Origin of the sequence: Mesorhizobium sp. B2-3-5 (genome assembly GCF_006442395.1) — a bacterium.
Taxonomy (GTDB): domain Bacteria; phylum Pseudomonadota; class Alphaproteobacteria; order Rhizobiales; family Rhizobiaceae; genus Mesorhizobium.
In genome coordinates this window covers 1-25,315 of sequence record NZ_VFVX01000038.1, presented here as the reverse complement: position 1 = coordinate 25,315, position 25,315 = coordinate 1, and the positions used below count along the sequence as shown (strand labels likewise).

General features: G+C 59.7%; 19 protein-coding genes. 15 read left to right on the top strand and 4 right to left on the bottom strand.

Features of this window, described 5'->3' with window-relative positions:
* Positions 1–7: 7 nt before the first annotated feature.
* The 4 genes from FJ958_RS27400 (at position 8) to FJ958_RS27385 (ending at position 4,609) form a co-directional block, all read left to right on the top strand.
* On the top strand, positions 8–475 hold the full coding sequence (locus tag FJ958_RS27400) for a metallophosphoesterase family protein (RefSeq protein WP_140747924.1): 468 nt from the start codon (positions 8–10) through the stop codon (positions 473–475).
* 222 nt (positions 476–697) lie between these two features.
* A complete protein-coding gene (locus FJ958_RS27395; protein ID WP_281406688.1) occupies positions 698–1,003 on the top strand; it encodes a Gfo/Idh/MocA family oxidoreductase in 306 nt (101 codons plus the stop codon).
* Positions 1,004–1,695: 692 nt separating this feature from the next.
* Positions 1,696–2,526, top strand: coding sequence for an IclR family transcriptional regulator (locus FJ958_RS27390; RefSeq protein WP_140747918.1), 831 nt, complete (start codon positions 1,696–1,698; stop codon positions 2,524–2,526).
* Positions 2,527–3,001: 475 nt separating this feature from the next.
* Positions 3,002–4,609 (top strand): ABC transporter substrate-binding protein, encoded by a 1,608-nt coding sequence (locus FJ958_RS27385; protein ID WP_140747915.1) that lies wholly within the window; start codon positions 3,002–3,004, stop codon positions 4,607–4,609.
* Between the two features lie 94 nt (positions 4,610–4,703).
* Here FJ958_RS27385 and FJ958_RS27380 read toward each other — a convergent pair whose 3' ends face one another.
* Positions 4,704–5,423 (bottom strand): SDR family oxidoreductase, encoded by a 720-nt coding sequence (locus FJ958_RS27380; protein ID WP_140747912.1) that lies wholly within the window; start codon positions 5,421–5,423, stop codon positions 4,704–4,706.
* A gap of 342 nt (positions 5,424–5,765) precedes the next feature.
* Between FJ958_RS27380 and FJ958_RS27375 the strand changes: the two genes are divergently transcribed.
* From FJ958_RS27375 to FJ958_RS27345, 7 genes are all read left to right on the top strand, one after another.
* Positions 5,766–6,722, top strand: coding sequence for an ABC transporter permease (locus FJ958_RS27375; RefSeq protein ID WP_140747909.1), 957 nt, complete (start codon positions 5,766–5,768; stop codon positions 6,720–6,722).
* A complete protein-coding gene (locus FJ958_RS27370) occupies positions 6,719–7,801 on the top strand; it encodes an ABC transporter permease (protein WP_246679784.1) in 1,083 nt (360 codons plus the stop codon). Before FJ958_RS27375 ends, FJ958_RS27370 begins: the two co-directional genes overlap by 4 nt.
* A 56-nt stretch (positions 7,802–7,857) precedes the next feature.
* Complete coding sequence (locus FJ958_RS27365) at positions 7,858–9,435, top strand: ABC transporter ATP-binding protein (RefSeq protein ID WP_246679783.1); 1,578 nt, start codon at positions 7,858–7,860, stop codon at positions 9,433–9,435.
* A gap of 251 nt (positions 9,436–9,686) precedes the next feature.
* Entirely contained in the window at positions 9,687–10,862 is a 1,176-nt protein-coding gene (locus FJ958_RS27360; protein WP_140747903.1) for an enolase C-terminal domain-like protein, read from the top strand.
* A gap of 2 nt (positions 10,863–10,864) precedes the next feature.
* Entirely contained in the window at positions 10,865–12,319 is a 1,455-nt protein-coding gene (locus FJ958_RS27355) for an NAD-dependent succinate-semialdehyde dehydrogenase (protein WP_140747900.1), read from the top strand.
* Positions 12,320–12,339: 20 nt separating this feature from the next.
* Positions 12,340–14,613 (top strand): molybdopterin-dependent oxidoreductase, encoded by a 2,274-nt coding sequence (locus FJ958_RS27350; protein ID WP_140747897.1) that lies wholly within the window; start codon positions 12,340–12,342, stop codon positions 14,611–14,613.
* 52 nt (positions 14,614–14,665) lie between these two features.
* Positions 14,666–16,939, top strand: coding sequence for a molybdopterin-dependent oxidoreductase (locus FJ958_RS27345; protein WP_140747894.1), 2,274 nt, complete (start codon positions 14,666–14,668; stop codon positions 16,937–16,939).
* Between the two features lie 181 nt (positions 16,940–17,120).
* Here the strand turns inward: FJ958_RS27345 and FJ958_RS27340 are convergent, their stop codons facing one another.
* From FJ958_RS27340 to FJ958_RS27330, 3 genes are all read right to left on the bottom strand, one after another.
* On the bottom strand, positions 17,121–18,254 hold the full coding sequence (locus tag FJ958_RS27340) for a Gfo/Idh/MocA family oxidoreductase (RefSeq protein WP_140747892.1): 1,134 nt from the start codon (positions 18,252–18,254) through the stop codon (positions 17,121–17,123).
* A gap of 92 nt (positions 18,255–18,346) precedes the next feature.
* On the bottom strand, positions 18,347–19,171 hold the full coding sequence (locus FJ958_RS27335; protein WP_140747889.1) for a sugar phosphate isomerase/epimerase family protein: 825 nt from the start codon (positions 19,169–19,171) through the stop codon (positions 18,347–18,349).
* A gap of 201 nt (positions 19,172–19,372) precedes the next feature.
* Positions 19,373–21,370, bottom strand: a complete 1,998-nt coding sequence (locus tag FJ958_RS27330; protein ID WP_210243484.1) for a thiamine pyrophosphate-dependent enzyme — start codon at positions 21,368–21,370, stop codon at positions 19,373–19,375.
* On the opposite strand from FJ958_RS27330, the gene FJ958_RS27325 reads away from it, so the two are divergent.
* Genes FJ958_RS27325 through FJ958_RS27310 form a run of 4 tightly spaced genes read left to right on the top strand, consistent with a single transcriptional unit; the run spans position 21,371 to position 25,155 of the window.
* On the top strand, positions 21,371–22,420 hold the full coding sequence (locus tag FJ958_RS27325; protein ID WP_140747886.1) for an ABC transporter substrate-binding protein: 1,050 nt from the start codon (positions 21,371–21,373) through the stop codon (positions 22,418–22,420).
* Between the two features lie 7 nt (positions 22,421–22,427).
* Positions 22,428–23,456 (top strand): ABC transporter ATP-binding protein, encoded by a 1,029-nt coding sequence (locus FJ958_RS27320; RefSeq protein WP_140747883.1) that lies wholly within the window; start codon positions 22,428–22,430, stop codon positions 23,454–23,456.
* Positions 23,453–24,352, top strand: coding sequence for an ABC transporter permease (locus FJ958_RS32245; protein WP_140747880.1), 900 nt, complete (start codon positions 23,453–23,455; stop codon positions 24,350–24,352). The genes FJ958_RS27320 and FJ958_RS32245 overlap by 4 nt, the downstream gene beginning before the upstream one ends.
* The gene (locus FJ958_RS27310; RefSeq protein ID WP_140747877.1) at positions 24,352–25,155 is read left to right on the top strand and encodes an ABC transporter permease; all 804 of its coding nucleotides are present in this window, start codon (positions 24,352–24,354) and stop codon (positions 25,153–25,155) included. The genes FJ958_RS32245 and FJ958_RS27310 overlap by 1 nt, the downstream gene beginning before the upstream one ends.
* Positions 25,156–25,315: the final 160 nt, after the last annotated feature.

Genomic DNA, 25,315 nt, shown 5'->3' with positions numbered 1-25,315 from the left:
CAGAGCCATGACATTCAGAATTGGCATCATCTCGGACACGCACGGCTTGCTGCGGCCGGAGGCGGCGCGTTGCCTGGCCGGGGTCGACCACATCATTCATGGAGGAGACATCGGTCGCCCTGAGATCATCACGGCGCTTCGCCGTATCGCGCCGGTTACCGCGATCAGAGGAAACGTGGACACCGGTGGGTGGGCAGCGCAATACGCAGAAACCGAGTTCATACGCCTTGCCGGGCGAGCAATTTACGTGCTTCATGATCTCAAGACGCTGCAGATCAGCCCCGTTGCCCAGGACATGGATATGATAGTGTCCGGTCACTCGCATGTGCCGAGGATGGAGACAGTGGATGGCGTGCTCTATTTGAATCCGGGCAGCGCTGGCCCACGACGGTTTAATCTGCCTGTCACCCTTGCGACGGTCGACATTACTCAAGACAGCATGAAGCCGTCGATGCGGAGCCTGGCAAGCGGCTGAACCAATTCAGCGCACGCTCAACATACGCCCTCGCCCATATCCGACCGGCTCTTATCTTTTTCACAAGATAGCCAAGGGCGCCGCAGCGCGAGAGACGTATTTTCGCGACTGATTAGCGGGAGTTCTCGCCGCGTGCGGCTGATCCGTCATTTCTGGCCAAAACGCTGAGTGGAACGATACCAGCGGGCCTAGAACATCGACAACTTCTGATACGATCGAAAGTTGTCAGGCGGAGCCACCATGATGGACCTTACAATCCATCGTATAGACCTGATGAAATACATGCTGAGCCGGGATTTCACTGCGGGCTGCGCCACGCTTCAACATAGTGCGATGCCTGTACCGTTGGATGACAATATACATGTGATAGCCGAGATGGGCGATGGCGTAGCCGGCGTCATTTCCTCAGAACGGTTCTGCCCTGTGCCCGGCGACCTGACGGAGTTCTACGGAACCGAAGGCTCTCTTCATTTGATTGAAGAGGCAACGAACCGTTTCGTCGCCGACCCCCCTAGCAGTCTTCGTTAACCGGCGATTCGACGATTTGCCGGCGGACATCAGAGCAGCTTGGTATCCTCGTTCGAAGCCCCGCAGGATGAGCGGTGGTGGCTTTGATGGATGGATTGCGCTCTCGCCCCCGCGCAATGACCCGTACGCTACGCAGATTGAGGTATTCGCCGACCTTATTTCCGGCCGCAAGCCGCGGTTACCCTCCGCTAGTGGTTTGGATGGTCTCAGGGCCAATGAGGTCGTTCTTGCTTCGCATATGTCGACGATTGAAAGGCGATGGGTGGACCTTCCTCTGTCTCCAAAGTCTGAATGGATAGTCCCGTCATTTGAATGAAAAGCAAATCACCAAGTTTCCGCACGATTTCCCAGCCAATCGACAAGTTGCCTTGGTTGGCTTCGGGCAAATCGCCTTGCCGGCAATCCGCACCAAAATGAGAGCGGCTCACTTTCGAAGCTGATCTTCCGAATTTGGACATGCCGACCGAGTTCGCCCATCTCTCGCGGAGGATGCTGATTATCTCGCCGGCCGAACAAAACTGAAAGCCTTTTGCCCTTGTCGACGTTGCTATAGTGGATTACAAGTTTGACAGTATGCGAACGATTTTGGCTAGGTCGCGCTAGAGCGAATCGCGGCTACATGAGTTGGTTAAGGGTCAAGCACAAAGCGCCTCGATTTCAATGCCTTCAAACCCGAGATTTGGCGAGTAAAAATGGAAGATATCAAAGGCAAAATTCTCGAGCAAAGTCTCGCAGAGAGCATCGATCTTGTCGATGGGAGTGACCAGCCGGGCATCAAGACCTTGGACAAGGGCCTGAGGATTCTTGACTTTTTTGCCTCCAAGCAGCGCAGCTTCGGTGTCAGTGATATTGCCCGGGAGTTCAGCATGGACAAGGGATCGGCCTACCGGTTCCTGACCACCCTTGAACGAAGTGGCGTCCTCAGCCAGGATTTCCAGACCAAAAAATACGGATTGGGCACCAAGTTCCTTGTATGGGCTTCGCGTGCGGGTGCCATGACCACGGTTGTCCGGGTTTCCCGGCCCTATCTGGAAGAGTTGGCCCAGTTGACCGGGCTGGAAGCACATCTGGCGTTGATGTCCCACCAAAGCGCTGTGTTGGTCGATACAGCTTCCCCGGATACGCCCATGTCCATCCGCAGTCTGGTCGGGCTTGAAGAGCCGCTTCACTCAACGGCCCTGGGTAAAGCAATCCTGGCGTTTCAGCCCGAAGCCAAACGTAACGAGTTGATAAAAAGCATTCCGATGCGCGCTGCGACATCGAATACGATTACCGACCGGGCCAAGCTTGCTGAAGCTGTCGAGGAAATTCGACGGACCGGTTTTGCGACCGATTTCGGCGAATTTATCGAAGTCCTGACCTGTTTCGCGGCGCCGGTTTTCGATGCGGATGAGAGTGTCTTCGCGGCGATGGGCGTATCCGTCATATCGGGTACCCTGACCGAGAAGAATGAGCGAGCGCTGCACAAACAGATCCTGGCGGTAACCGACCGCCTGACCAAGCATCTGAACCCCGGACGCTGATCCGCCGGCCCCCGGCGGCCACGAAAGATTCCCGCGCTCGGAATTTCCCACTACCGTGGGCCGCCCGGGTTTGGCCGCTGGATGAAATCATGGCCGCCTGAAGTCCAGCCGCAATGGCAAAACTATCGAGAAGCTGGCCCATATCCAGCTGCGCGGCGGTAGCCCGCCGGCTTGGGACATTGCCCAAGACCTGCGCAGTCGACTGTAAACCTGCCACAATCTGATTGGGAAACATCGCGCCGCTTGCTTGCACCGCGATGCGGCGACCTGTCTCGGGTCGGCATACCCTCAATTCGATTGACATATATGAAACACTTGTGCCAGCATTGAAAACGCTGAGCAGCCGGAGTGCGGTTCGGTAAAGAAGAACAATACTGGCAAATACCACGTCTCGGTGCCCGGCATCTCGCTCGTCAGAGGCGGGCCGAGGCTTCGACGGAGGGCCAGACGGACCGACGAGCAATGGGAGACACCAATGACTAACCGCCAAGACGACGTTTTGATGAAGAAACTGTCGGATGCAGCCCGCACCGGAACGATCTCGCGCCGCTCGTTTTTGTACCACGCGATGGCTGCGGGGCTGACGGCGACGACAGCGACGGGCGTGTGGACGCGTTCTGCTCGTGCTGAGCCGAAACGGGGAGGCACATTCCGCGTCGCCTCGCATGACGGCAGCACTTCGGACTCCCATGACCCGGGAGCATATCTCAATTTTTCGGTCTATCTGCTGGCCAACGCGCACCGCTCCTACATCACGGCGATCGAATCCGACTCCTCACTAGGGCCGGACATCGCCAAGGAATGGAGCGCTACGCCCGATGCAAAGGAGTGGAGCTTCCAGCTCGACCGGCGCGCTGTTTTCCATAGCGGCAAGAAGGTGGTCGCCGACGACGTAATCGCTTCCCTGAACCATCACCGCGGCGAAAAATCCACTTCGGCAGCAAAATCATTGCTCGCGGGCGTAAAGGACGTCGTCAAGAACGACGACTACTCCATCACCGTCAAAATGGAATCGGGCACGGCGGATCTTCCGTGGCTCTTGACGGACGTCCATCTAGCGATCTGCCCTGCCAACAGTGACGGCACCTTGAACTGGCAATCCGGTGACGGTTCTGGCCCCTACAAGCTGGTCACCGGCGAGTTCGGCCGCGGCTTCGAGTTGCAAAGGCACGACGGCTGGCATCTCCAGGGCGCTCATTTCGACGCGGTGCAGATCGTCGTCATCAACGATCCGAATGCCCGCCAGACGGCGCTCATCGCAAACGAAGTCGATGCCGTGACGCAGCTTGAGCTGAAGACCCTGGCCCTGCTGGGGCAGGATCCGAGCATCAAGGTCCTCAATCTCCCATCGGGCACGGCGATCACGATGCCCATGCACACAAACGTCGCGCCGTTCGACAATGTCGATGTCCGCAACGCCATGAAACTGGCGATCAACCGCAAGGACATGATCGAGAAGATCACCTTCGGGGCGGCTTCGCCCGGCAATGATTTCCACCATTCACCAGAGATGCCATATTTTCCGAAAGGCATCCCCCAGCGTGAATACGATCCGGACCAGGCACGCGCATTGCTGAAAAAGGCTGGCCTCGACCGGCTGAAAGTGGACCTCAGCACCGCCGACAGCGTCACCTCCGGGGCGGTCGACCTGGCTGTCCTGTTTGCGGAACATGCCAAGGCCGCGGGCATCGAAGTCAATGTCGTGCGCGAACCCAACGATCGCTACTGGTCGGATGTCTGGTTGAAGAAGCCGTTCTGCATCGCGCAGTGGGGCGCCCGCCCGACGCCCGACCTCATGTACAGCACGGCCTACAAGGACGATGCCGCTTGGAATGAATCGAAATGGAACAACCCACGCTTCAATGAACTCCTGCTGAAGGCGCGAGCAGAGCTCAACGACAGCCTGCGGGCCGAAATGTACCGCGAAATGGCAATGATTTCGCGCGACGACGGCGGAACTATCCTGCCGATGTTCCTGAACCTGGTGTTTGCCTCTAGGTCGAACGTCATGCAGCCCGAAAAGATCGCCACCAACTGGGCGCTCGATGGTGCGCGCGGCACCAGCCGGTGGTGGTTCGAGTAGCCAAGCCACACTCCCATCCTCCCCAACTTCCGGGCGGCAGACTTGTTCTGCCGCCTGTTTTCATTGTGCAGGGTGAATAACCTGCCGCCCGGCGTCAGATTTGGGGAAAAGCCGTCCGCGACAAGCCGCCATCCACCAGGAGATTCTGGCCGGTCATGTAGCTGTTAGCGCTGCTGGCCAGCCAGGCGACGATCTCTGCAATCTCCTCGGGCCTGCCATACCGGCCCAACGGGATGGTCTCGGCGTCTTTGGCGATACGTTCTTCGGCAAATCCCTTCGCCACGGCGTCCGTCAGGATGTAGCCCGGCGCCACCGCATTGACCAGAATTCCGTGTGGTGCGAGTTCCGGGGCAAGGGATGCCGTCATCCCATCCAATCCGAATTTGGAGGCGCAATAGGCCGCGTCGTGGCGCTGGGCGCGTACGGACCATAGCGATGTGATGTTCACAATACGGCCCCACCCACGCTGTTTCATATACGGGATCACGGCCCGGCAAAGTGAAAAAGGCGCCTTGAGGTTGATCGTCATGAGCGCATCGAAATCCGCATCCGCGAATTCATCGGTGGGTCCGAGGATATTCTTCCCGGCATTGTTGACCAGGATGTCTATCTCCAGCCCTGCTATCGTCTCGGCAAGCCGCGCCACATCTGCGGGCCGGGTAAGATCGGCAGCGAGCCCTGTCGCCCCATCCGGGACATTTTTGCAGGACACTTCCGTCGTGCCAGTGACGATGCATTCACAACCCGACTGCATCAGCCGTTGCGCAATCGCGCGGCCCATGCCGCGTGTGCCGGCGGTGACTAGTGCCTTCATACCATTCTACCTTCTGTCTGCAGGCTCGCGCGGGAGCCCTGGTTTTGAAAAACGGATCGATCTGGAGACGCAGTCCGCGGGCAGGCAGACGGGCGTGAATGCCAGGAAAATAGCATTTGCCATTTAACCATTTTTTGCGCATTGTGAATGATGTGTTGCGATATTAGCAAAATACGAGGACATCGCAACAGGATCGACCGCCGACGAAACGAGCCTAGGCAAGGGCGTCATAGAATTTCGAGGCACTCGATCCCGCCCTTGCGCAGTTGCAAGATAATGGGTGTCGCAATTGCGAAACAACCAGCGAAACATGCACCGCAGAGCGCACAACAGGAGCGATGGTTGACTGACATAGTTTCGCTGATCGTAAAGCGGCTTGGCTTGGGTTTGTTGACGATGTTGGTCGTCTCGATTCTGATATTCTTTGCGGTCGAGCTCTTGCCGGGAGACTCGGCGCAAGCCGCCCTGGGTCAAATGGCAACCCAGGAAACCGTGGCCGCGATGCGAAAGCAGATGGGATTGGATGTTCCGGCTATCGTTCGCTACTTCTATTGGTTGCAAGCCTTCGTCCACGGCGACTTCGGCACTTCGATGATCAGCCACACAAGTGTGGCCGACGCGATCCTAGGACGGTTCGCCAATTCGTTTTTCCTGGCGGGTTTCGCTGCAATCATCGCCATTCCGCTGGCGGTCTCGCTGGGTGTCGTGGCCGCGCTGTTCCGCGACACGATCTTCGACAAGAGCGTCAACGTCATGTCCCTGACAGCCGTTTCCGCGCCGGAATTCCTGTTGGGATACATATTGGTCGTCATTTTCGCAGTTAAGCTCCGCTGGTTTCCGCCGATCTCCAACATCAGGGATGGGGCGGAGATCGGCGAACGCATCTTCCGCAGCTTTTTGCCGGCCATGACGCTTGTCCTGGTCGCTACGGCACACATGATGAGGATGACCCGTGCCGCGATCATCAACGTTCTTGCCAGCCCCTATATCGAGATGGCCCGCCTGAAAGGGGTGCCGCCGTGGCGGGTTATTGTCCGGCACGCGCTGCCAAGTGCGTGGGCGCCGATCATCAATGTAGTGACCCTCAGTCTCGCCTACATGATAACCGGCGTCGTTCTGGTCGAGGTGGTCTTCGATTATCCGGGTATCGGCCAGCTTCTAGTGGACTCTGTGTCCAAACGGGATTTTCCCATCGTGCAGGCTTGCTGCCTGATTTTCGCGGCGATCTTCATCCTGTTGAACATTGCGGCGGATGTCGGCTCAATCCTGACAAACCCCCGTCTCAGGCGTCCCAAATGAGCCCTCTCGGCGTGAGCGTCCTTTCCTTTGGTTTCATTGCCCTGATTTGTGTCGCGTTCGCGGCGACGCTCTATCATGGAGAAAAAGGGAGATCCGTGATCGCCGCGCTGCTGGCCGCGCTGTCCGCAATCACCTGGTTTGTGGCTGGCCGGGACGGCGTCAACACGCTGGCCATTGTCGCGGTGGTGTTCGTGCTGGCGATGGTTGCTTCCTATGCCCTTCGCTGGCTCCTGGTCAGATTGGTTCCCTCAACTCGTGCCACGGTATTTCGTTCGGCGCCCCTGACGGCGATGTTCGGATTCATCGTGATCGGCGCCTGTCTCGCCATGGTCATTCTCGCGCCGTTCATCGCGCCTTTCAGCGAGTCCGAGATCGTGTCGAAAGCCTATGCGCCTCCCGGCGCAACCTACTGGCTGGGCACCGATCAACTTGGGCGGGATATATTCTCCCGCATCGTCTTTGGGGCAAGGAACTCCATCCTGCTGTCCCTGACCGCTACGATCGCGGCCTTCCTGCTGGGCACGCTTACAGGGCTCTTCGCCGCGATCAGAGGCGGCGTCATCGACCAGACTCTGGGGCGCCTGGCGGATGTCCTGATGTCGATACCGGCGCTAATCCTGGCGCTGCTGCTGCTGTCTATCCTGGGCACGAACCTGACCGTCCTTGTTGGCGTCGTGGCCGCCATCTACGCGCCCAGGATTTTCCGGCTGACCCGCTCGGTCGCAGCCAATGTGGTGGTCACGGACTTTGTGGAAGCCTCGCGCATCAGGGGCGAAGGCGACTGGTATCTGATCCGGAGGGAAATCCTCCCGAACATAGCCGCGCCGCTGATTGCAGAGTTCGGACTGCAATTCTGCTACGTGTTTCTGCTTATCGCGGGGCTGTCGTTTCTTGGCCTGGGCATCCAGCCGCCAACGGCTGACTGGGGTTCCATGGTGCGTGAAAACGCCGTACTGATTTCATTCGGCAAGATCACACCGCTGATCCCCGCTATGGCGATCGCCCTGCTGACAGTTGGGGTGAATTTCGTCGTGGACTGGATGTTGAAACTCACCGCCGGACTGAAGGACCGTATGTGATGGCACCCGATGGCAAGCGGCTGCTTCAGATCCGGGATTTGCGCATCGAAGCCGTCATGGGCGACAGCGTGCTCGAGATCGTCAAGGGCATCGACCTCGACCTCAATCGTGGCGAAGTGATCGGGCTGATTGGCGAATCCGGCGCGGGAAAATCCACGATCGGGCTGGCGGCAATGGGGTTTGCGCGTGACGGCACGCGCATTTCGGGCGGGCAGATCACGTTCGACGGCCAGGACCTGCGTGCCGCAAGCGAGAAGGAATTGCGCGCCCTGCGCGGGGCAAGGATTGCCTATGTGGCGCAATCGGCGGCCGCCAGCTTCAACCCCGCCCACAAAATAATCGACCAGCATGTCGAAGCCCCGGTGTTGCACCGATATCAATCCCGCTCGGCGGCGCGGGACGACGGGATGAAACTATACGCCAAGCTTCGCTTGCCGGAACCGGATCTTATTGGATTTCGATATCCGCATCAGCTGTCGGGTGGACAACTGCAACGCGCGATGACGGCCATGGCGATGGCCTGCCGACCCGACCTTATCATCTTCGACGAACCCACGACCGCGCTTGATGTGACCACCCAGGTGGAGGTTCTGTCAGCGATACGCGATGTCGTCGAACAGTTCCAAACGGCTGCGATCTACATCACCCACGATCTGGCCGTCGTCGCTCAGATGGCCGACCGCATCAAAGTGCTTTTGAAAGGTGAAGAGGTTGAAGAGGCGCCAACGGCGCGTATTCTGGCTCATCCCAAGGAAAGCTACACCCGGAAGCTCCTGGCCGTGCGGAGCTACGAGCGGCCTGAAAAATCGCGCTTGTCCGTGACCGCGCAGCCGGAACTCTCCATACGCGGACTGGACGTCGCCTATCGCAGCGGTCCGAAAGTGCTCCATGACGTCAGCTTCGACCTTCATCGCGGCATGACGGTCGCGGTCGTTGGAGAATCCGGTTCTGGCAAGTCGACCACCGCGCGCACGATCATGGGGCTGTTGCCGGCCACCAGCGGTGAAATTCGGCTGAGAGGCGAGATTCTGCCGTGGTCTTTCCGCGAGCGAAGCAAGGATCAACTGCGCCGGATCCAGATGATCTATCAGTCGGCGGACACCGCACTTAATCCGAGAATGCGCGTAAGCGAAATCATCGGCAGGCCAGCCAAGTTCTATGCGGGTCTCGAGGACCGCGCGCTGCGCCGTCGCGTCGAGGAATTGCTGTCGTTGATTGAACTTGACCCGGCAAATTTCTATGACCGCCTCCCATCTGAGCTGTCAGGCGGCCAGAAGCAGCGCGTCGGCATTGCCCGAGCGCTGGCGGCCGACCCCGAAATCGTCATCTGCGACGAAGTGACGAGCGCTCTCGACCAGATTGTCGCCGAGGGCATCCTGCGCCTGCTCGACCGGCTGCAGAACGAGATCGGCCTGACTTACATGTTCATCACCCATGACCTGGCGACGGTCCGGGCTGTCGCAGACGAGGTCGTGGTCATGCAGCGCGGGTGTGTGACCGACAGCGGTGCAAGAAGTAAGGTCTTCGCGCCGCCGCACCACCCCTACACGGCACAGTTGCTCGCCTCCGAGCCGAAAATGGACCCGAAATGGCTCGATACCTACAAAGGCAGCGGGTCTGAAAGGCCCATGTAGGCGCCTGGACACGCCCTTAAAGGGCGACAAACTTTCGGGAATCCTTTTTTGTCGCCCGCGCGTTCTAGTGCCGTCGAAACTGACATCAGCTCTCGTTTTCCGTTTGCAATATAGCAAACGTGTCGTTATTATAGTCAACGATTGGATGCGTCCTAGGTCGGGAACCAGACGAATCTTTTCAGTCGGGAAAAGCAAACGGGAGAAGAACGCCGGCGCTGGCCCTTGGCCGAGCGATCGGCGTTGTGAAAGACATGAAAATCACCGGGATTCGGACTGTCGTCGTCAATGCGAAGATGCGCAACTGGGTATTCGTGCGCGTGGATACTTCCGTTCCGGGGCTCTATGGCTGGGGCGAAGCTACGCTGAACTGGAAGACCCGGGCGGTTACTGGCGCTGTCGAGGATCTCGCACAGTTGATGATCGGTACGGACCCGAGCAACATCGAGCAGGCCGTGCGCCGGATGAACAAGCACAGCTACTATCGCCTGGGCATTATCGGAGCCTCGGCGATCAGCGGCATCGAGCATGCGCTGTGGGACATTTCCGCCAAGGAACTCGGCGTGCCGGTGTGGCGGATGCTGGGCGGCAAGGTTCGCGAGCGCGTCGATCTCTATTCGCACCCGGGCCTCGGCGAGATGAAGGCGCTTTACGACGATACGTTCGACCCGTCGCTGCTCGTTGCGTCTTCCCGGGCAGTGATCGAAAAAGGCTTCCACGCCGTGAAGATCGTGCCGCTTCCCTACACCAATGCGACGACGACGCGCACTGCCTGCCGCAACCTTGAAAAGCTTGGAATCGCGCTGCGCGAGGGGCTTGGCGACGATGCCGCAATCATGGTCGATTTCCACGGCCGAGCCTCGACGGTCAGCGCCACGCTGGAATACATCAAGGCGCTGGAGCCGATGGGGCCAATGTTCGTCGAAGAGCCCGTGCAGCCTGGCGACACCAGGGCGATGCGCGAGATCGTCGAGCGCTCGAATGTGCCGATTGCGACCGGTGAGCGGCTGGTCGGATTGCGGGAGTTTGCCGACCTTCTGGACGCGCGCGCCTGCCACATCGTTCAGCCCGACCTCAACCACTGCGGCGGCTTGCTGGAAGGCAAGAAGGTTGCAGCGCTTGCGGAGCTTGCGCAGGCTGGCGTTGCGCCACACAATCCCAACGGCCCGTTGGCAGCAATTGCATCACTGCATTACGGCATCTCCACGCCGAACTTCGTGATCCTCGAGGCCATGCCGGGAACCGTCCCCTGGTATGACGACGTCGTCACGGGCATGCCGGAGATGGTGGATGGCCGCTGGGCCGCGCCCGACAAGCCGGGCTTCGGCGTCGAAGTCGATGAAAAGGAAGCGGTCAAGCATCCGTTCCAGCAAGAGGTCCTGCATATCCAGACCGCAGTGCTCGACGACGGCACGCTGGTGGATTGGTAGACATGACGAACTATCCCCAATTTGGTCCGATCATCGGTGGCCAACGCCTGAAGGCTGCCGGGCGACAGACGATCCCCGTCGAAAACCCGGCGACTTTGGAAGTCCTGAACAGCCTTATCCTAGCGACGGCGGACGATCTGGACGCCGCCTTGGATTGCTCGGCGCGTGGCTTCGAAGTGTGGCGCCGCACGTCGGCACTTGAACGCGGGCGGGTCCTGCGTCGTGCGGGGCAACTTCTGCGCGAGCGCTCCGACGTGATCGCGCGGACCATGACCCTAGAGCAGGGTAAGGTCCTGGCCGAGTCCAAGGCGGAAATTGCCGGGGTCGCCGACATCTTTGACTGGTGCGCCGAAGAAGGCCGGCGCACCTATGGCCGTGTGATCCCGGCCAGGGAGGACGGCCAGCATTTCGAGGTCAGGCGTGAGCCGATCGGGCCCGTCGCTGCGTTCAGCGCGTGGAACTTTCCGATGAATCTGCCGGCGAGAAAGATCGCCAACGCGCTTGCCGCCGGATGTTCGGTCATACTGAAGCCGTCCGAGGAAACACCCGGCACGGCGTTTCTACTCGTGCAAGCGTGCCTGGACGCGGGCGTTCCCGGGGACGTTTTGTCGCTGGTCTTTGGCGACCCGCCCAAAGTTTCCGAGCACCTGATCGCATCGCCGATCATCCGAAAGGCATCGATCACCGGCTCGATCGCCGCCGGTCGCGCGGTCGGCATGCTTTGCGGCAAATATATCAAGCGCTGCACCCTGGAACTGGGCGGACATGCCGCCATCGGCGTCTTCTCCGACGTCGACGTTGCGCCGGTCGTCGCGAAGCTCGCAGCGACCAAGTTCCGCAACGGCGGTCAGGTCTGCGTTTCGCCCACCCGGTTTTATGTGCAGGACAAGGTCTACGATCAATTTGTGGACCGCTTCACCGCATTCGCCAAGAACCTGCGCGTCGGCAACGGGCTCGACCCGTCAAGCGAGATGGGACCGCTGGCAAATGCGCGCCAACTGGCCTCCATAGAGGCCGTTGTGGCCGACGCAGCAGGCAAGGGTGCAACGGTCGCCACAGGTGGAAGCCGCATTGGCAATGTCGGGCATTTTTACCGGCCGACGGTGTTGGTGGACGTTTCGGAAAACGCTTTCATCCTCAGCGAAGAACCTTTTGGGCCTGTGGCGCCGATCCAGCGTTTTTCGGAAGCCGAAGAGTTCGTCAAGAAGGCCAACTCGCTCGAATTCGGGCTCGCTTCGTCGGTGTTCTCCAACAATCTGGCGGTCACGCGATATGTCAGCGATCGGCTCGAGGTTGGCATGCTTGGCGTCAACGAGGTCGGCTATGGCCTTGCCGAAACACCGGTTTGCGGCGTGAAAGCCAGCGGCCACGGCCACGAAGGCGGCATTGAAGGCATCGCCGACCATATGGTCACGAAATTCATCACCGAGCGCGTCCAGTACACCCAATTCGCCTAGAGAGTCCGCAAGGAGACGGCATGAGGTACACGGCTGCGCACTGGGGTGTCTACAAGATTGGCGATGATGGCGGCCTTGCGCCGGTTGAAACCGACACAGCCCCGTCCCGTATCGGCCGGGGCTGGCAAAGCGCTGCCAGTCACAAGGGCACCAGGATCGCGTCGCCTGTTGTTCGCAAAGGGTGGCTGGACGGGGACAAGGGCGCTGGCAGGCTCGACGACAGCTTTGTCGAGGTCGGCTGGGACGAGGCAATTTCGCTGGCGGGTCAGGAACTCGACCGTGTGCGAACCGACTTCGGAAATGGATCGATCTTCGGCGGGTCGTATGGGTGGGCCAGTGCGGGGCGCTTTCACCATGCGATGGGGCATATGCGCCGATTCCTAAACTTGATCGGCGGCTCGGTCTCTAAAGTGAATACATATTCCTCGGGCGCTGCAGAAGTGATCCTGCCGCGGATCACTGGATTTACCAATCACCACTTGATCCACGAGATGACGAGCTGGCCGCTCGTTGCAGAAAACTGCACGCTTCTGGTAGCATTCGGTGGCATCTCGGCACACACGGCGCAGGTGGATCCCGGTGGCTCGTCCCGGCACGAGATCTCCGATTGGCTGGCGCAGATGGCCAATGGCAAGACGAAACTTGTCTCGATCGCACCGCGAGAAGGGGACTTGCCCGGCGCAGAATGGTTGTCGATCCGGCCCGGCACCGACACCGCGATGATGCTCGCCCTGTCCCACGAATTGCTGGCCAACAATCTGCACAACGAAGCGTTTTTGGCCCGCTACACCAGCGGTTGGTCGCAGTACCGCTCTTATCTTCTGGGCGAGACCGACGGCCAGGAAAAGGATGCCGAATGGGCCGCGCCGATCTGCGATATGCCGGCTGACGTGATCCGCGCCCTGGCGAAACGGTTGGCCAGGGAACGCACGATGATCAGCGTCGCATGGGGACTGCAGCGGGCCGACCATGGAGAGCAGCCGGTCTGGGCGGGACTCGCCCTGGCAGCGATGCTGGGCCAGATGGCGCATCCGGGCGCGGGCTTCGCCTTCGGCTACGGATCGACGGCGCCGATCGGCAGGCCTGTCAGGGACATTCCCTGGCCCGCCGTATCACAAGGTCCAAATCCTGTGACCGACTTCATTCCGGTGGCGCGCATTTCCGACATGCTGCTCAATCCTGGAGAGACCTATACCTATGATGGCGAAACCAGGACCTACCCGGACATTCGCCTGATCGTCTGGACCGGCGGCAACCCGTTCCACCACCATCAGGACCTGAACCGACTCAATCACGCGTGGACGCGTCCGGAAACAATTATCGTTGCCGACCATAGCTGGACCGCCACCGCGCGCCGCGCAGACATTGTCCTGCCTGCGACGACGCCGCTGGAACGCGACGACTTCATGCTGAACCGAAGCGACGAAACCATGTTCTTCATGTCGCGGTGCCAGGAGCCCTACGGCCAGGCGCTGGACGACTTTCAGATTTTTCGCAGACTGGCGCGTCACTTCAAGGTGGAAGAGGCCTTCACACTTGGCCGCGACACCAATGGCTGGCTGCGCGCCATGTGGCAGGACGTATGCAGCCTCGCCAATGACAATGGCTTCGAACTGCCGGAGTTCGATGAATTCCGCGAAAAGGGTCGATGCGGCCTGCCAGCCTCCATCCCGCCAAAGACGTTCCTGGGCAAGTTCATGGCCGATCCGGAAGGCAATCCGCTCGCCACGGAAACCGGCAAGATCACCCTTTTCAATCAGACGATCGCCGACATGAAGCTGGAGGATTGCCCCGGGCACCCGGTCTGGAAGATGCCGATCGAGACCCTTATCCATGCGGATGAGGACGAGTATCATCTCATCTCCGGGCAACCTGCCACGCGATTGCACAGCCAGAACGACATGGGCGTGGAGGCGCAAGCGTCGAAGATCAATGGCCGCGAGCCCTGCGATATTCATCCCGATACGGCCAAGGCGCATGGCATCAAGGAAGGCGACCTGGTTCGCATCCACAACCGGCGCGGCGCCTGCCTTGCCGGAGTGAGATTCGACGCGGGGCTGCGTCCCGATTGCATCTCGCTGGCGACGGGCGCGTGGTTCGATCCGCAAATGATCGATGGCCAGCCATTGGACGTGCACGGAAACCCGAACACCCTGACGCTGGACAAGGGTTGTTCGGGTCTTAGCCAGGGAACGGCGGCGCATACGACGCTGGTGCGCATAGAGCGATGGTCCGACCCGGTTCCCGACCTGACCGTCAACCGGCCGCCCCGCATCAACCCTTTGATAAACTGAAGCGTGGAGTTATGAGCACGCTCAACCGTCTGGAAAATTCGCGGGAGACGACATGAGGTATACTGCGGCCCACTGGGGCGCTTATCAGATCGGCGATAACGGGCTCATTGCCCCCATCAACGGTGACGTGGCGCCATCGCGTATCGGCCGGGGCTGGCAAAGCGCTGCCAGCCACAAGGGCACCAGGATTGCGTCGCCTGTTGTTCGCAAGGGGTGGCTGGACGGGGACAGGGGTGCCGGAAGGTCTGACGACAGCTTCGTTGAGGTCAGTTGGGACAAGGCGATTTCGCTCGTCGGCCAGGAACTCGACCGCGTGCGAACCAGGTACGGAAATGGGTCGATCTTCGGCGGATCCTACGGGTGGTCGAGCGCCGGGCGCTTTCATCACGCCCAGGGGCAAATGCGGCGATTCCTTAACCTCATCGGCGGCTCGGTTTCAAAGAAGGACGCCTATTCCTTCGCTGCTGCCGAAGTGCTCCTGCCTCGCCTGACCGGATTTTCCAATCACATCCTTAGCGAGCAGATGACGAGCTGGTCACACGTCACCGAGAATTGCACGCTGCTCGTCGCATTCGGTGGCATCTCGGTCCACACGGCGCAGGTGGATTCCGGCGGCACGTCCCGCCATGAAGTGGATGAATGGTTGTCCAACATGGCCAATGACAAGACCAAACTTGTCTCTGTCGCCCCGCGACAAGGCGACCTGCCCGGCGCGGAGTGGATCTCCATCCGACCAGGCACCGATACGGCAATGATGCTGGCCCTGTCGCATGAACTGCTGGCCAACGATCTGCAGGACGAGGCGTTCCTGGCACGCTACACCAGCGGCTGGCCGCAGTACCGATCCTATCTTCTGGGTGAGGCCGACGGTCAGGCAAAGCATGCCGACTGGGCCGCGCCGATCTGCGATATCCCGGCGGATGTCATCCGCGCCCTGGCGAAGCGGATGGCTGCGGAGCGCACGATGATCAGCGTGTCCTGGGCTCTCCAGCGCGCCGACCATGGAGAGCAGCCCCTCTGGGCAGGACTGGCGCTTGCTGCGATGCTGGGCCAGATGGCGCATCCCGGTCTGGGCTTTGGCTTCGGCTACGGGTCGACAACACCGATCGGCAGGCCTATGCGTGACATCCCTTGGCCGGCCCTGCCACAAGGCAAAAACCCGGTAACCGATTTCATTCCGGTCGCGCGCATCACCGACATGCTGCTCCACCCCGGAGAGACCTATACCTACGACGGTAAAACCAGAACGTACCCGGATATCCGCCTGATATTCTGGACGGGAGGCAATCCGTTCCATCACCATCAGGATCTGAACAGGCTGGATCGCGCATGGAGGCGACCGGAAACGATCATCGTGAACGAGCACAGCTGGACCGCCACCGCCCGACGCGCCGATATCGTTCTGCCCGCGACGACGCCTCTTGAACGCCACGATATAATGCTGAACAGGCGTGACAAAACCATCCTCTACATGTCGCCGGCACACCGTCCTTATGGTCAGGCAATGGATGATTTCCAGATATTCGGGCGGCTGGCGCGTCACTTCGATGTCGAGGAAGCCTTTACGCTCGGCCGCGACACGATTGGCTGGTTGCGGGCGATGTGGCAGGACTCACGCGCAGTAGCCAGGGACCGCGGCTATGAGCTGCCGGAATTCGATGAATTCCGCGAGAAGGGTCGCTTCGACCTGCCCGGCTCGATTCCGCCGACGATGTTTCTGGGCAAGTTCATGGCCGATCCGCAGGCCAATCCGCTGGCGACGGAGTCCGGTAAGATCACACTTTTCAATCAGACGATCGCCGACATGAAGCTGGAGGACTGCCCCGGCCATCCGGTCTGGAGAAAGCCGATCGAAAGCCTGATCGACGCCGCCGAGGGCGAATACCACCTGATCTCGGGTCAGCCGCAGACAAGGTTGCACAGCCAGAATGACATGGGCTCCGAAGCGCAGGCCTCCAAGATCAAGGGCCGCGAGCCCTGCGACATGCATCCCGATACGGCGGCCACCCATGGCATCGAGGAAGGCGACGTCGTTCGCATCTACAACCAGCGTGGCGCCTGCCTTGCCGGCGTCAGACTCGATCCTCGCTTACGCTCCGATTGCATCTTGCTGGCGACGGGAGCTTGGTTCGATCTGCAGATTGTCAACGGCCAGCCGCTGGATGTGCACGGAAACCCGAACACCCTGACGCTGGACAAGGGTTGTTCGGGCCTCAGCCAGGGAACGGCGTCCCATACGACGCTGGTGCGCATAGAGCGTTGGTCGGGGCCGGTTCCGGAACTGACGGTCAATCGGCCACCCCGGATAACGCCTCTGGCTCGCTGACAAGAGCATTTGAGAACTGCCTGAAATTGAAAGAGCCCGTTCAAGTGTGAAGCTTGAACGGGCTCTTTCAATTTCAGTGGCTACTCGGGGACCGCGGTCCGGGCCAGCTTCGAGGCTGTGTCGCTCCGATGCCCGATCAAACGCGGCGATGACGCGATGCCGGGCATCGGTGCTGTGATGTTCAGTCGTAGTGGGGGATGACCCAAGGCGTTCCCGCCGGCTGCGGGATGTTCACCCAGCGGCGTTCATTCATGCCCGTATAGGCAGCGTGCATGACCTCCAGATTGTGGATGCCGTCATCCAGCGTGCAAAGCGCGATGCCCGGCTCCTCGCCGTGGAGCACGCGTGAAAAGGCCCTCATCTGGTTGAGGTACGGATTGCGGTGCGGCGGATAGAGGTGATGCCAACCGTCCGGCTTCTGAGTCGAATGTATGCCCTTTGTGCGAGGGCGCAGATAGTCGCTCATTTCCTCCGGCAGATCCGGCGCCTCAATGCTCGAGAACACCGTCAAGGGCCCCGTGGTCGCGCCACCGACTGTCGATTGGGACAGGTGAAGGGAGCCCTTCGTGCCGTAGAGTTCGGTCGTGAAGTGGAGGAGCGGCGAGAAGCGATCGGATGTGAACGTTCCGGAAGCGCCGTTCGACATCTCGGCGATCAGGTTTACATTGTCGTCCACTGCCTTCGGCATGAAGACGTGACGCAGGCTCGACGCCACCGAATTGTACTGGCCGCCGATGAGATAGCGCACCAGGTCAACCGAGTGGATCGTGATGTCCATCATCGACGCGCCGCCGGAAATCTCGAGGTTCCAGCGATAGTCGTCGATCGAAACGACATCCCAGCTGTGCGAGAACACGTTGCGGAACGTGAAGACATCGCCCAGCACGCCAGCCTGTACGATCTTCCGCGCCAAAATGGAGGCATCCCAGCACCGTTCATTGTGGCCGACCCTGACGACAGTCCCGGCCTTGGCGCACGCGTCCTTGATCTTCAGCGCGCTTTCCATGTTGTGCGCCACCGGCTTTTCCAGCAGCATGTGCTTTCCGGCCTGGGCGGCTGCCACGGCCACGTCCTGATGAAAACGGTTCGGCACCGCGACGATGACCACATCGATAGAAGGATCGGCCAACACCGCGTCGGGATTGCTCGATGTCTGGGCGACACCGTATTTTGCCGCTGCCGCCTCGGCCTTTTCGGCCACGACATCGCAAATAACGGCCATTCTCAGCCCGTCCGTTTTCTGGACCGCCTCGATGTGCCGGCCTCCGATCAGGCCCGACCCGATCAGTGCAACATTCATTTCTGCTTTTTTCATAAAGTCTCCCGAAGGTCTGCCGCCTGCGAATCTTCGCTACGGATTGTGAAAGCGAACCGGGCGATCCCCGGGGATTTGTCTAAGCGTTCGGATCAAATCCCCAGATCGCGCAGGAACTTGCGCGAGCTGTCGAGGACTTCCATCGGGCTCAGCTTCCAGCCGAAATAGTTGGCTTCGTATTCGATCGTCATGGCGCCATCATATCCGATTTTCAATAGTGCGGAGATCAACGCCGGGAAATCGACCTCGCCCTCTCCCAACGGCGGAAAGGAGAAGTTGGGAAACCGCCCCTTGGCGTCCTTGATGTGCACATGCCGGATGCTATCCGCCAATGTTTCGACAGCCTTGGCCGGATCCTCGCCGATTGCGATGAAGTGGCTGGGGTCGAAATTGACATAGAGTTTCTGCGGGGCCAGTACCTCGATCAACTGCTCGTAGCGCGCGGTCTGCGGATACATATGCGGCGCGCACGATTCCAGCCCTACCGAGATGCCCCGGGCTTCGGCTTGCCAGAGGATTTCCTTCCATGTCTCGATAAACACATCGAACATCTCGTCTTCGGACTTGCCGGGATAGGCCTTGGACGAGCAGAGGTGGACATAGTCGACGTCCATCGCCTTGACGCGATCGAGCATCCGCGTGACGTAGTCGAGGCCCCGCAAGCGCTCCGCATCGTCCTTGGCGAAGAAATAGAAGTTCGTGCTGACCGCGGGAATTCCGAGGCCCGCCTCGCGGACGGTGCCTGCCAGCCTGCGACATTCGTCAACCGGCGTTTCGGCCGTCATGTGCGGCGCGAATTTCGAGGGAATCCCATCGCAGTTGATGGCGAGGTCGGTGTACCCGGCCTTGACGACCTCGGCGGCCGCCTCGGCAAGAGGCAGTTCGGACAGCATCGTACTGTAGTAACTTGCACGCATCTTCTTCTACCTCATTTGCGTAGGCGGGTGCACGGAGGCGCCCGGAAGTTTGTAGAGCATCAATCCCGAAGCGTTCCGAATATGCCGGATACGTGCCCACACCAAGACAAGATCCGGTCGCCTTCTTCCAGCTGCGCTACCTGAACGCGGCTCTAAAGCCCGGGGCCCAACATGCTCCAGGACGCCGGCTTTCGACCAAGGTCACAAGACCTGGTTTCTGTACTCGCGCTCGACGTCTTCGACCTGCACGCCGATGTTCCAGCGGCCATAAGTGCCGACACTGGAGCTTCCGACATGATCCCAGACGACCGGAACGTGCACCAGCGACAGACCTTTGTGCGCATGGGCCTCGGCCAGGGCTGAACGCAGTTCCTCGGGCGACGTGCCACCATCGACGAAATGCAGGCCCGATATTGCCCGGCACAGGCTACGATAGTCGACGGCCACGGAGTCGGATGTCTGGAATTCCGCGCCGTACTGCTTGCGCTGCAACCCGGTGATCGAGCTCATCCGCCTGTTGTCGAGGACGACGAGCGCTCCGTTCACGCCGTGTTCGAGGCCATCGATCAAGGCCTGAGGGTTCATCCAGAACGAACCGTCGCCTGAAATCGCCATCGTGTAATTCGGGTTGTCGGCAATGGCCGAGGCGACAAGACCGCTGACCCCGAATCCCATGAAGGATGCGCCGCCATCCGAGATTGACTGGCCGACCTCATCGTCCTCGCAGACTTGAAGTGAATTGGATTGCACGTCGCCAGCGTCGAACAGTTTGGTGATGTTGTGGCTTTTGGCGAAATCGACAATTGCCTTCAACGCCGCCGGTTGGGTCAGCACTTCACGCTGCCAAATCTCGTCGCGACGGGTGGCGTTGGCATAGTTCCTTGCGCGAAGGTCTGCCCATTCCTTCTTCTTGGCGCCGCATTCCTTCAACCACGCCTCGGCGCGGGCGGCGCCAATGCCGCGCATTGCGCAGACTTCGCCCAGTTTCTCGAGGGTCCGCCCGACATCGCCGATCAGGCATGTCGTCCGGTTGTAGTGCGACACGTCCTCGACTTCGGCGTTGATGTTGATGACCTCCTTCGCCGAGGTGTAGCCGATGCCCGAACAGTCGGTCTGGCAGACCGCGCGCGATCCGATGACGATGACGAGCTCGGCTTGGGCGGCGGCGTAGTTTCCCGACAGCGTGCCCTTGGTCCCGCTGATATGCATGTGATTTGGATGAGCGTCGGGCATCAGGCCCTGGCTAATGGGCGAGATGACGACGGTGGCGCCGATACTTTCGGCGAACCGGCGCACCTGCGCCGCGGCGCTCCTGGCGCCGCCGCCGGCCTTGATCACCACGCGGTCATAGCGCGCGATGACATCTGCTGCGGCTTCGATCTGGTTTTGGGCGGCGGGGCCGAGGTCGAATTCCGGTCTTTCCGGAAAGGCCGCGAGATTGATGTCCTGGATCATCGCCGGCTGAATGTTCATCGGCATGTGAATGTAGAACGGACCGGCATTGTTGGGGTGGTTGACGCGCACCGCGCCGCGGCGAAGGACGTCGCGCATCGCCGCCGGCGTGTGGACGAAATAGCTTTCGCCGGCGATCGCAGTCATTTTCGCGAAGGTCTGCTGCTCCTTCTTGCGGATCTGCTGGAAATTGTAGCCCTCGCGCAGCGTCGTTTCGTCGCCATAGATGTGATAGACGCCAACGCCATTTGTAATCGCGGTAAGCGAGCCGGCAAGCGCCAGCATGGCGCCCGGTCCGATGGAGGTAACCAAGGCAGGCACTTCGCCATATTGCCAACGCAACGCCGTTGCGGCATGCGCCATTTCGCATTCATTTCGAAAATTATATGTTTCTGTTACGCCAGCTTCCGAATATACCCTTAGAACTTCTCCGATATCGGTAGAGCCATGGCCTAAAACTACAAGAAACTTTCGAACATTCTGCTTAACAAGTCCAACAATAAGCGCTTCACACGCGTTCATTGTCTGGAGAGGTTCTAAATATCTATCTCGTATAGCTTCATTTACTCCTCCAGATTTTGCAATCGCAGCGGCTCGTTTCTGCATTTCGGTCGTCGTTGGCATTTTGATCCTCCTGCGGCCTGCGGTTGACAAGATGTAGAAACGGTGCAGTAATGTCAACAGGGTTGCGGTATAAACAACAAAATACGCGCCCTCACCTGATGGACCAATGGGAAGGAAAAACACATGAAGCTTTTGTCGACCACGATTTTGTGCACCGGGATCCTCATCGCGGGAGCCGCGCATGCGGCGGACAAGGTAACCGTCAGCATCGCGACGGGTGGCGGTTCGACCCAGGAAGGGGGACGTGCCGTCCTGTGGGGGCCGGCTAGTGAGAAGCTCGGCTATGCCTATATCGATGACACTATCGACGAAGGACTGAACGCAGTTCGGCTGCAGGTCGGCGCTAACAACGTTACCTACGACATCGTACAGATGGCGGCCTACGAAGCCGGTCTCGGTGGCAAGGAAGGAATCCTGACGCCGATCGACTATTCGGTGGTCGACGCGAAGGATCTGATCCCGGGAACCGCGCCGAAATACGCCGTCTGCTTCTATTCGTACTCGCTGACGTTTGCGTACAACACCAAGACGTACGGCGACAAAGGACCCCAGAATTGGGCTGATTTCTTTGACGTCGAGAAGTTCCCCGGTCGCCGCGCCATGCGCGGCAACGCGGAAGCGCAATTGGAAGCCGCGCTGATGGCCGACGGCGTCGCTCCCACGGACGTCTACAAGGTTCTCGCCACGCCGGCGGGCCTGCAGCGGGCGATCGACAAGATCGAGAAGCTCAAGCCGAATATCGCTGTCTGGTGGAAGTCGGGCGCCCAGATAACGCAGCTGATCAAGGACGGTGAGGTCGATATGCTCAGCGGCTGGAACGGCCGGTTCGACACTGCGATAAAGGAAGGGGCAGCCGCCAAGTACGATTTCAATCAGGGCATCCTGGGTACGGACTGCTTCGCAGTGCCGAAGGGCGCGCCGCATGCCGGAGAAGCCATGAAAATGCTGAACGAAATGATGTCAGCCGAGTCCCAGGCCAAGTTTGTCAAGTTCACCCACGATGGGCCGACTAACATGAAGGCTTTCGAAACCGGCTTGATCGACCCGGCGCTGGCCGCGACATTGCCCACCAACCCGGACAATGTGAAGAAACAGATTGTGCAGGATGCGGACTGGTGGGTCGAAAACAACGACAAGGCTCAGTCGATGTTCGTTGACATGATGACCCGGTAAGCATCGAATGACGGTTCCGGTTTCTCTCATCGGCATAAGCAAGGCGTTCGGCTCGTTTAAGGCGCTGGACGTTGTCGATCTTGATGTGAAGGCAGGCGAATTCGTAACGCTCCTCGGTCCATCCGGATCGGGCAAGAGCAGCCTGCTCATGGCCATTGCAGGTTTTCTGCAGCCTGACGCGGGAGAAATCAGGATCGGCGACAAGGACATCGTCGGTATTCCAGCCAACCAGCGGAATATCGGCGTGGTCTTCCAGAGCTATGCGCTTTTCCCGCACATGAGTGTGCGGGAAAATGTCGCTTTCCCACTGAGGGTGCGCGGCGTGTCGCGCGCCGAAATGGCTAAACGATCCGAACGGGCCTTGCAGATGGTGCAGCTTGCCGGTCTCGACGACAGGCGCATCAGCGAACTTTCCGGGGGCCAGCGCCAGCGCGTGGCCCTGGCGCGCGCGATTGTCTTCGAGCCAAGCATCATGTTGCTCGACGAGCCGCTTTCAGCCCTGGATAAGAACTTGCGCGAGCAGATGCAGATCGAGCTTCGCGATCTGCACAAGGCCCTCGGCCTGACGATGATCTACGTCACGCATGATCAGCGCGAAGCGCTGACGCTCTCCGACCGGATCGCCGTGGTGAATGGTGGAAAAATCGTACAGGTCGGCACTCCCATAAGCATCTATACGCGTCCCACATCGGCTTTCGTAGCGGAGTTCCTGGGGGAGGCGATCCTCCTTCCTATCGACTATGCGAAGAATATTGTCCCGCAATCCATGCGCCCCGCCGGCTCGGTGTCGCAACTGATGCTTCGCGCGGAGGATTTGCGCATCGGTTCTGCTCCTCAAGGGGCCGCGGCCCTTTGTGGGATCGTTCGCCAATGCGTCTTCCAAGGAGACAGCTGGTTGCTCGAGGTCAACCTGCCGAACAGCCTGTCGCCCATGCGCGTCAGGGCCCAACAAGCCGACGGCGAGGCTATGTCGCGATTGACCAATGGCGACAGCATCGACCTTTTCGTCAATCACGATCGAATGCATTTCCTATGACGATCGCGGCGGAAGTCTCAACTGGCGTTCGAGCCCCAAGCGCCGCATCGATGGGGAAGCACGAACGTCGCGCGGCAATGGCGTCGGCTTCGTTCGTGGCTCCCTGCGCCATCATCATTCTGATCGCTGTGGCCTTGCCTTGCCTTTGGCTGTTCTGGTTATCCGCGTTTGGATCCGACGGAACGGTCGGCGGCGAAAATTACGCTCGGGTTTTGACCGACGAAAGCTTCCTGCGCAGCTTCGAGGTTACGTTCGAGGTCAGTTTCGCCACCGTTCTTGCCTGCATCATCATCGGCGTTCCATTCACGCTAATGATCATAGCCTTGCCGAGACGGTCGGGACGCTTGCTGCTTCTCGCAGTCCTGTTGCCGTTCTGGACGTCTCTGCTGGTCAGGGCTTATGCCTGGATCGTTCTCTTGCAGCGGAACGGCGTGGTCAACCAGGCGCTGCAAGGTCTCGGATTGACATCCGATCCGCTGCCGCTGGTGTTCAACTATTTCGGCGCCATCCTCGGCATGACCCACATCATGCTCCCGCTCTTCATCCTTCCGGTTCTCGGCTCCATGCGGCAGATCGACATCAATCTGATGCGGGCATCGGCAAGCCTTGGGGCGACCCGCTGGCAAGCATTGCGGATGATCTTCATTCCGCTTTCACTGCCCGGAATTGTTGCAGGCTCGGCGCTTGTTTTCGTTTCCTGCCTTGGCTTTTACGTGACGCCGGACATCCTTGGCGGCGGCAAGGTCTACATGGTCGCAATGCGCCTGGAACGGAGCCTCGCCAGTTCAGCCAATTGGGGCACCGCCAGCGCGCTCGGCGTTGTCCTGCTCCTGTGCGTGGGCGTCATGATGTTTGCCGGCTTGACCCTTTCAAGAATGCTGCAAAGGAAAAGCTGATGTTTGAAGGTTTTCCCCGGCCGCGATGGCAAAGCGTCTCAGTCAGGATTTTCGCGGTGTTGATTGCGATATTCCTGGCCGCGCCTTCCTTCATCGTTATCCCGATGTCGCTTTCCGGCAGCAATCTGCTCGAATTCCCTCCCTCCTCGTTCTCGCTTCGATGGTACGACAATTATCTCGGTTCGACGAAGTGGCAGGCAGCGACCTGGGCGTCCGCCAAATTGGGGCTTCTAACCGTACTCGTCGCGGTTCCGATCGGATTTGCGGCGGCCTATGGAGCAAGGTCCTTGTCCGTCAAAATGCGAACGGCGCTCGCCGCGATTGTCCTTCTCCCTGCGCTGGTGCCAACAATCCTGGTCGGAATCGGGCTCTATTTCCTGCTTGCGAAAGTGGGACTGGTCGGCACGGTGCCCGGCGTCCTGCTCGGACATGTCGCACTTTCCTTGCCGGTGATCTTCCTGATCATGACCGCCGGGTTCAACCAGTTCGATCCGGTGCTTGAACAGGCATCGTATAGTCTCGGCGCGAGCCGGTTTACGACGATAAGGCTCGTTGTGTTGCCACAGCTTGCCTATTCGATCGTGGTCTCGGCACTGCTTGCCTTTCTCACCTCGCTGGACGAGGTCGTCGTCGCGCTGCTGATATCATCCGGCTTCAACTCGACTCTGCCAAAAGTCATGTTCACCGCGCTCAAAAATGAAATTGATCCGACGATTGCGGTGGTTTCGACCTTATTGCTGGTCATCGCGAGCCTCGCGACGGTGTTTGTTCTGCTCCGTGGGAAGGTCTATGGAGCCGACTAGCCTCTGGCTCCAAATTTTGCGACGTAAAGCGTAGGAAGGGCGTTGTCACATGGATTTTGTGCGGCGCTCGACTGCGGAAGGCGGCGCCGGTCTCGTCGATAAAGACCAACCGTTCGGGATCGAGATCAGGCTGGGCCTTGAACCAGGCGCGTCGCCGCGC

What these genes read in the sequence shown, in the direction of transcription:
- FJ958_RS27400 (WP_140747924.1), top strand. Translation starts at nt 8, where the DNA reads ATGACATTCAGAATTGGCATCATCTCGGACACGCACGGCTTGCTGCGG.
- FJ958_RS27390 (WP_140747918.1), top strand. Translation starts at nt 1,696, where the DNA reads ATGGAAGATATCAAAGGCAAAATTCTCGAGCAAAGTCTCGCAGAGAGC.
- FJ958_RS27385 (WP_140747915.1), top strand. Translation starts at nt 3,002, where the DNA reads ATGACTAACCGCCAAGACGACGTTTTGATGAAGAAACTGTCGGATGCA.
- FJ958_RS27380 (WP_140747912.1), bottom strand. Translation starts at nt 5,423, where the DNA reads ATGAAGGCACTAGTCACCGCCGGCACACGCGGCATGGGCCGCGCGATT.
- FJ958_RS27370 (WP_246679784.1), top strand. Translation starts at nt 6,719, where the DNA reads ATGAGCCCTCTCGGCGTGAGCGTCCTTTCCTTTGGTTTCATTGCCCTG.
- FJ958_RS27365 (WP_246679783.1), top strand. Translation starts at nt 7,858, where the DNA reads ATGGGCGACAGCGTGCTCGAGATCGTCAAGGGCATCGACCTCGACCTC.
- FJ958_RS27360 (WP_140747903.1), top strand. Translation starts at nt 9,687, where the DNA reads ATGAAAATCACCGGGATTCGGACTGTCGTCGTCAATGCGAAGATGCGC.
- FJ958_RS27355 (WP_140747900.1), top strand. Translation starts at nt 10,865, where the DNA reads ATGACGAACTATCCCCAATTTGGTCCGATCATCGGTGGCCAACGCCTG.
- FJ958_RS27350 (WP_140747897.1), top strand. Translation starts at nt 12,340, where the DNA reads ATGAGGTACACGGCTGCGCACTGGGGTGTCTACAAGATTGGCGATGAT.
- FJ958_RS27345 (WP_140747894.1), top strand. Translation starts at nt 14,666, where the DNA reads ATGAGGTATACTGCGGCCCACTGGGGCGCTTATCAGATCGGCGATAAC.
- FJ958_RS27340 (WP_140747892.1), bottom strand. Translation starts at nt 18,254, where the DNA reads ATGAAAAAAGCAGAAATGAATGTTGCACTGATCGGGTCGGGCCTGATC.
- FJ958_RS27335 (WP_140747889.1), bottom strand. Translation starts at nt 19,171, where the DNA reads ATGCGTGCAAGTTACTACAGTACGATGCTGTCCGAACTGCCTCTTGCC.
- FJ958_RS27325 (WP_140747886.1), top strand. Translation starts at nt 21,371, where the DNA reads ATGAAGCTTTTGTCGACCACGATTTTGTGCACCGGGATCCTCATCGCG.
- FJ958_RS27320 (WP_140747883.1), top strand. Translation starts at nt 22,428, where the DNA reads ATGACGGTTCCGGTTTCTCTCATCGGCATAAGCAAGGCGTTCGGCTCG.
- FJ958_RS32245 (WP_140747880.1), top strand. Translation starts at nt 23,453, where the DNA reads ATGACGATCGCGGCGGAAGTCTCAACTGGCGTTCGAGCCCCAAGCGCC.
- FJ958_RS27310 (WP_140747877.1), top strand. Translation starts at nt 24,352, where the DNA reads ATGTTTGAAGGTTTTCCCCGGCCGCGATGGCAAAGCGTCTCAGTCAGG.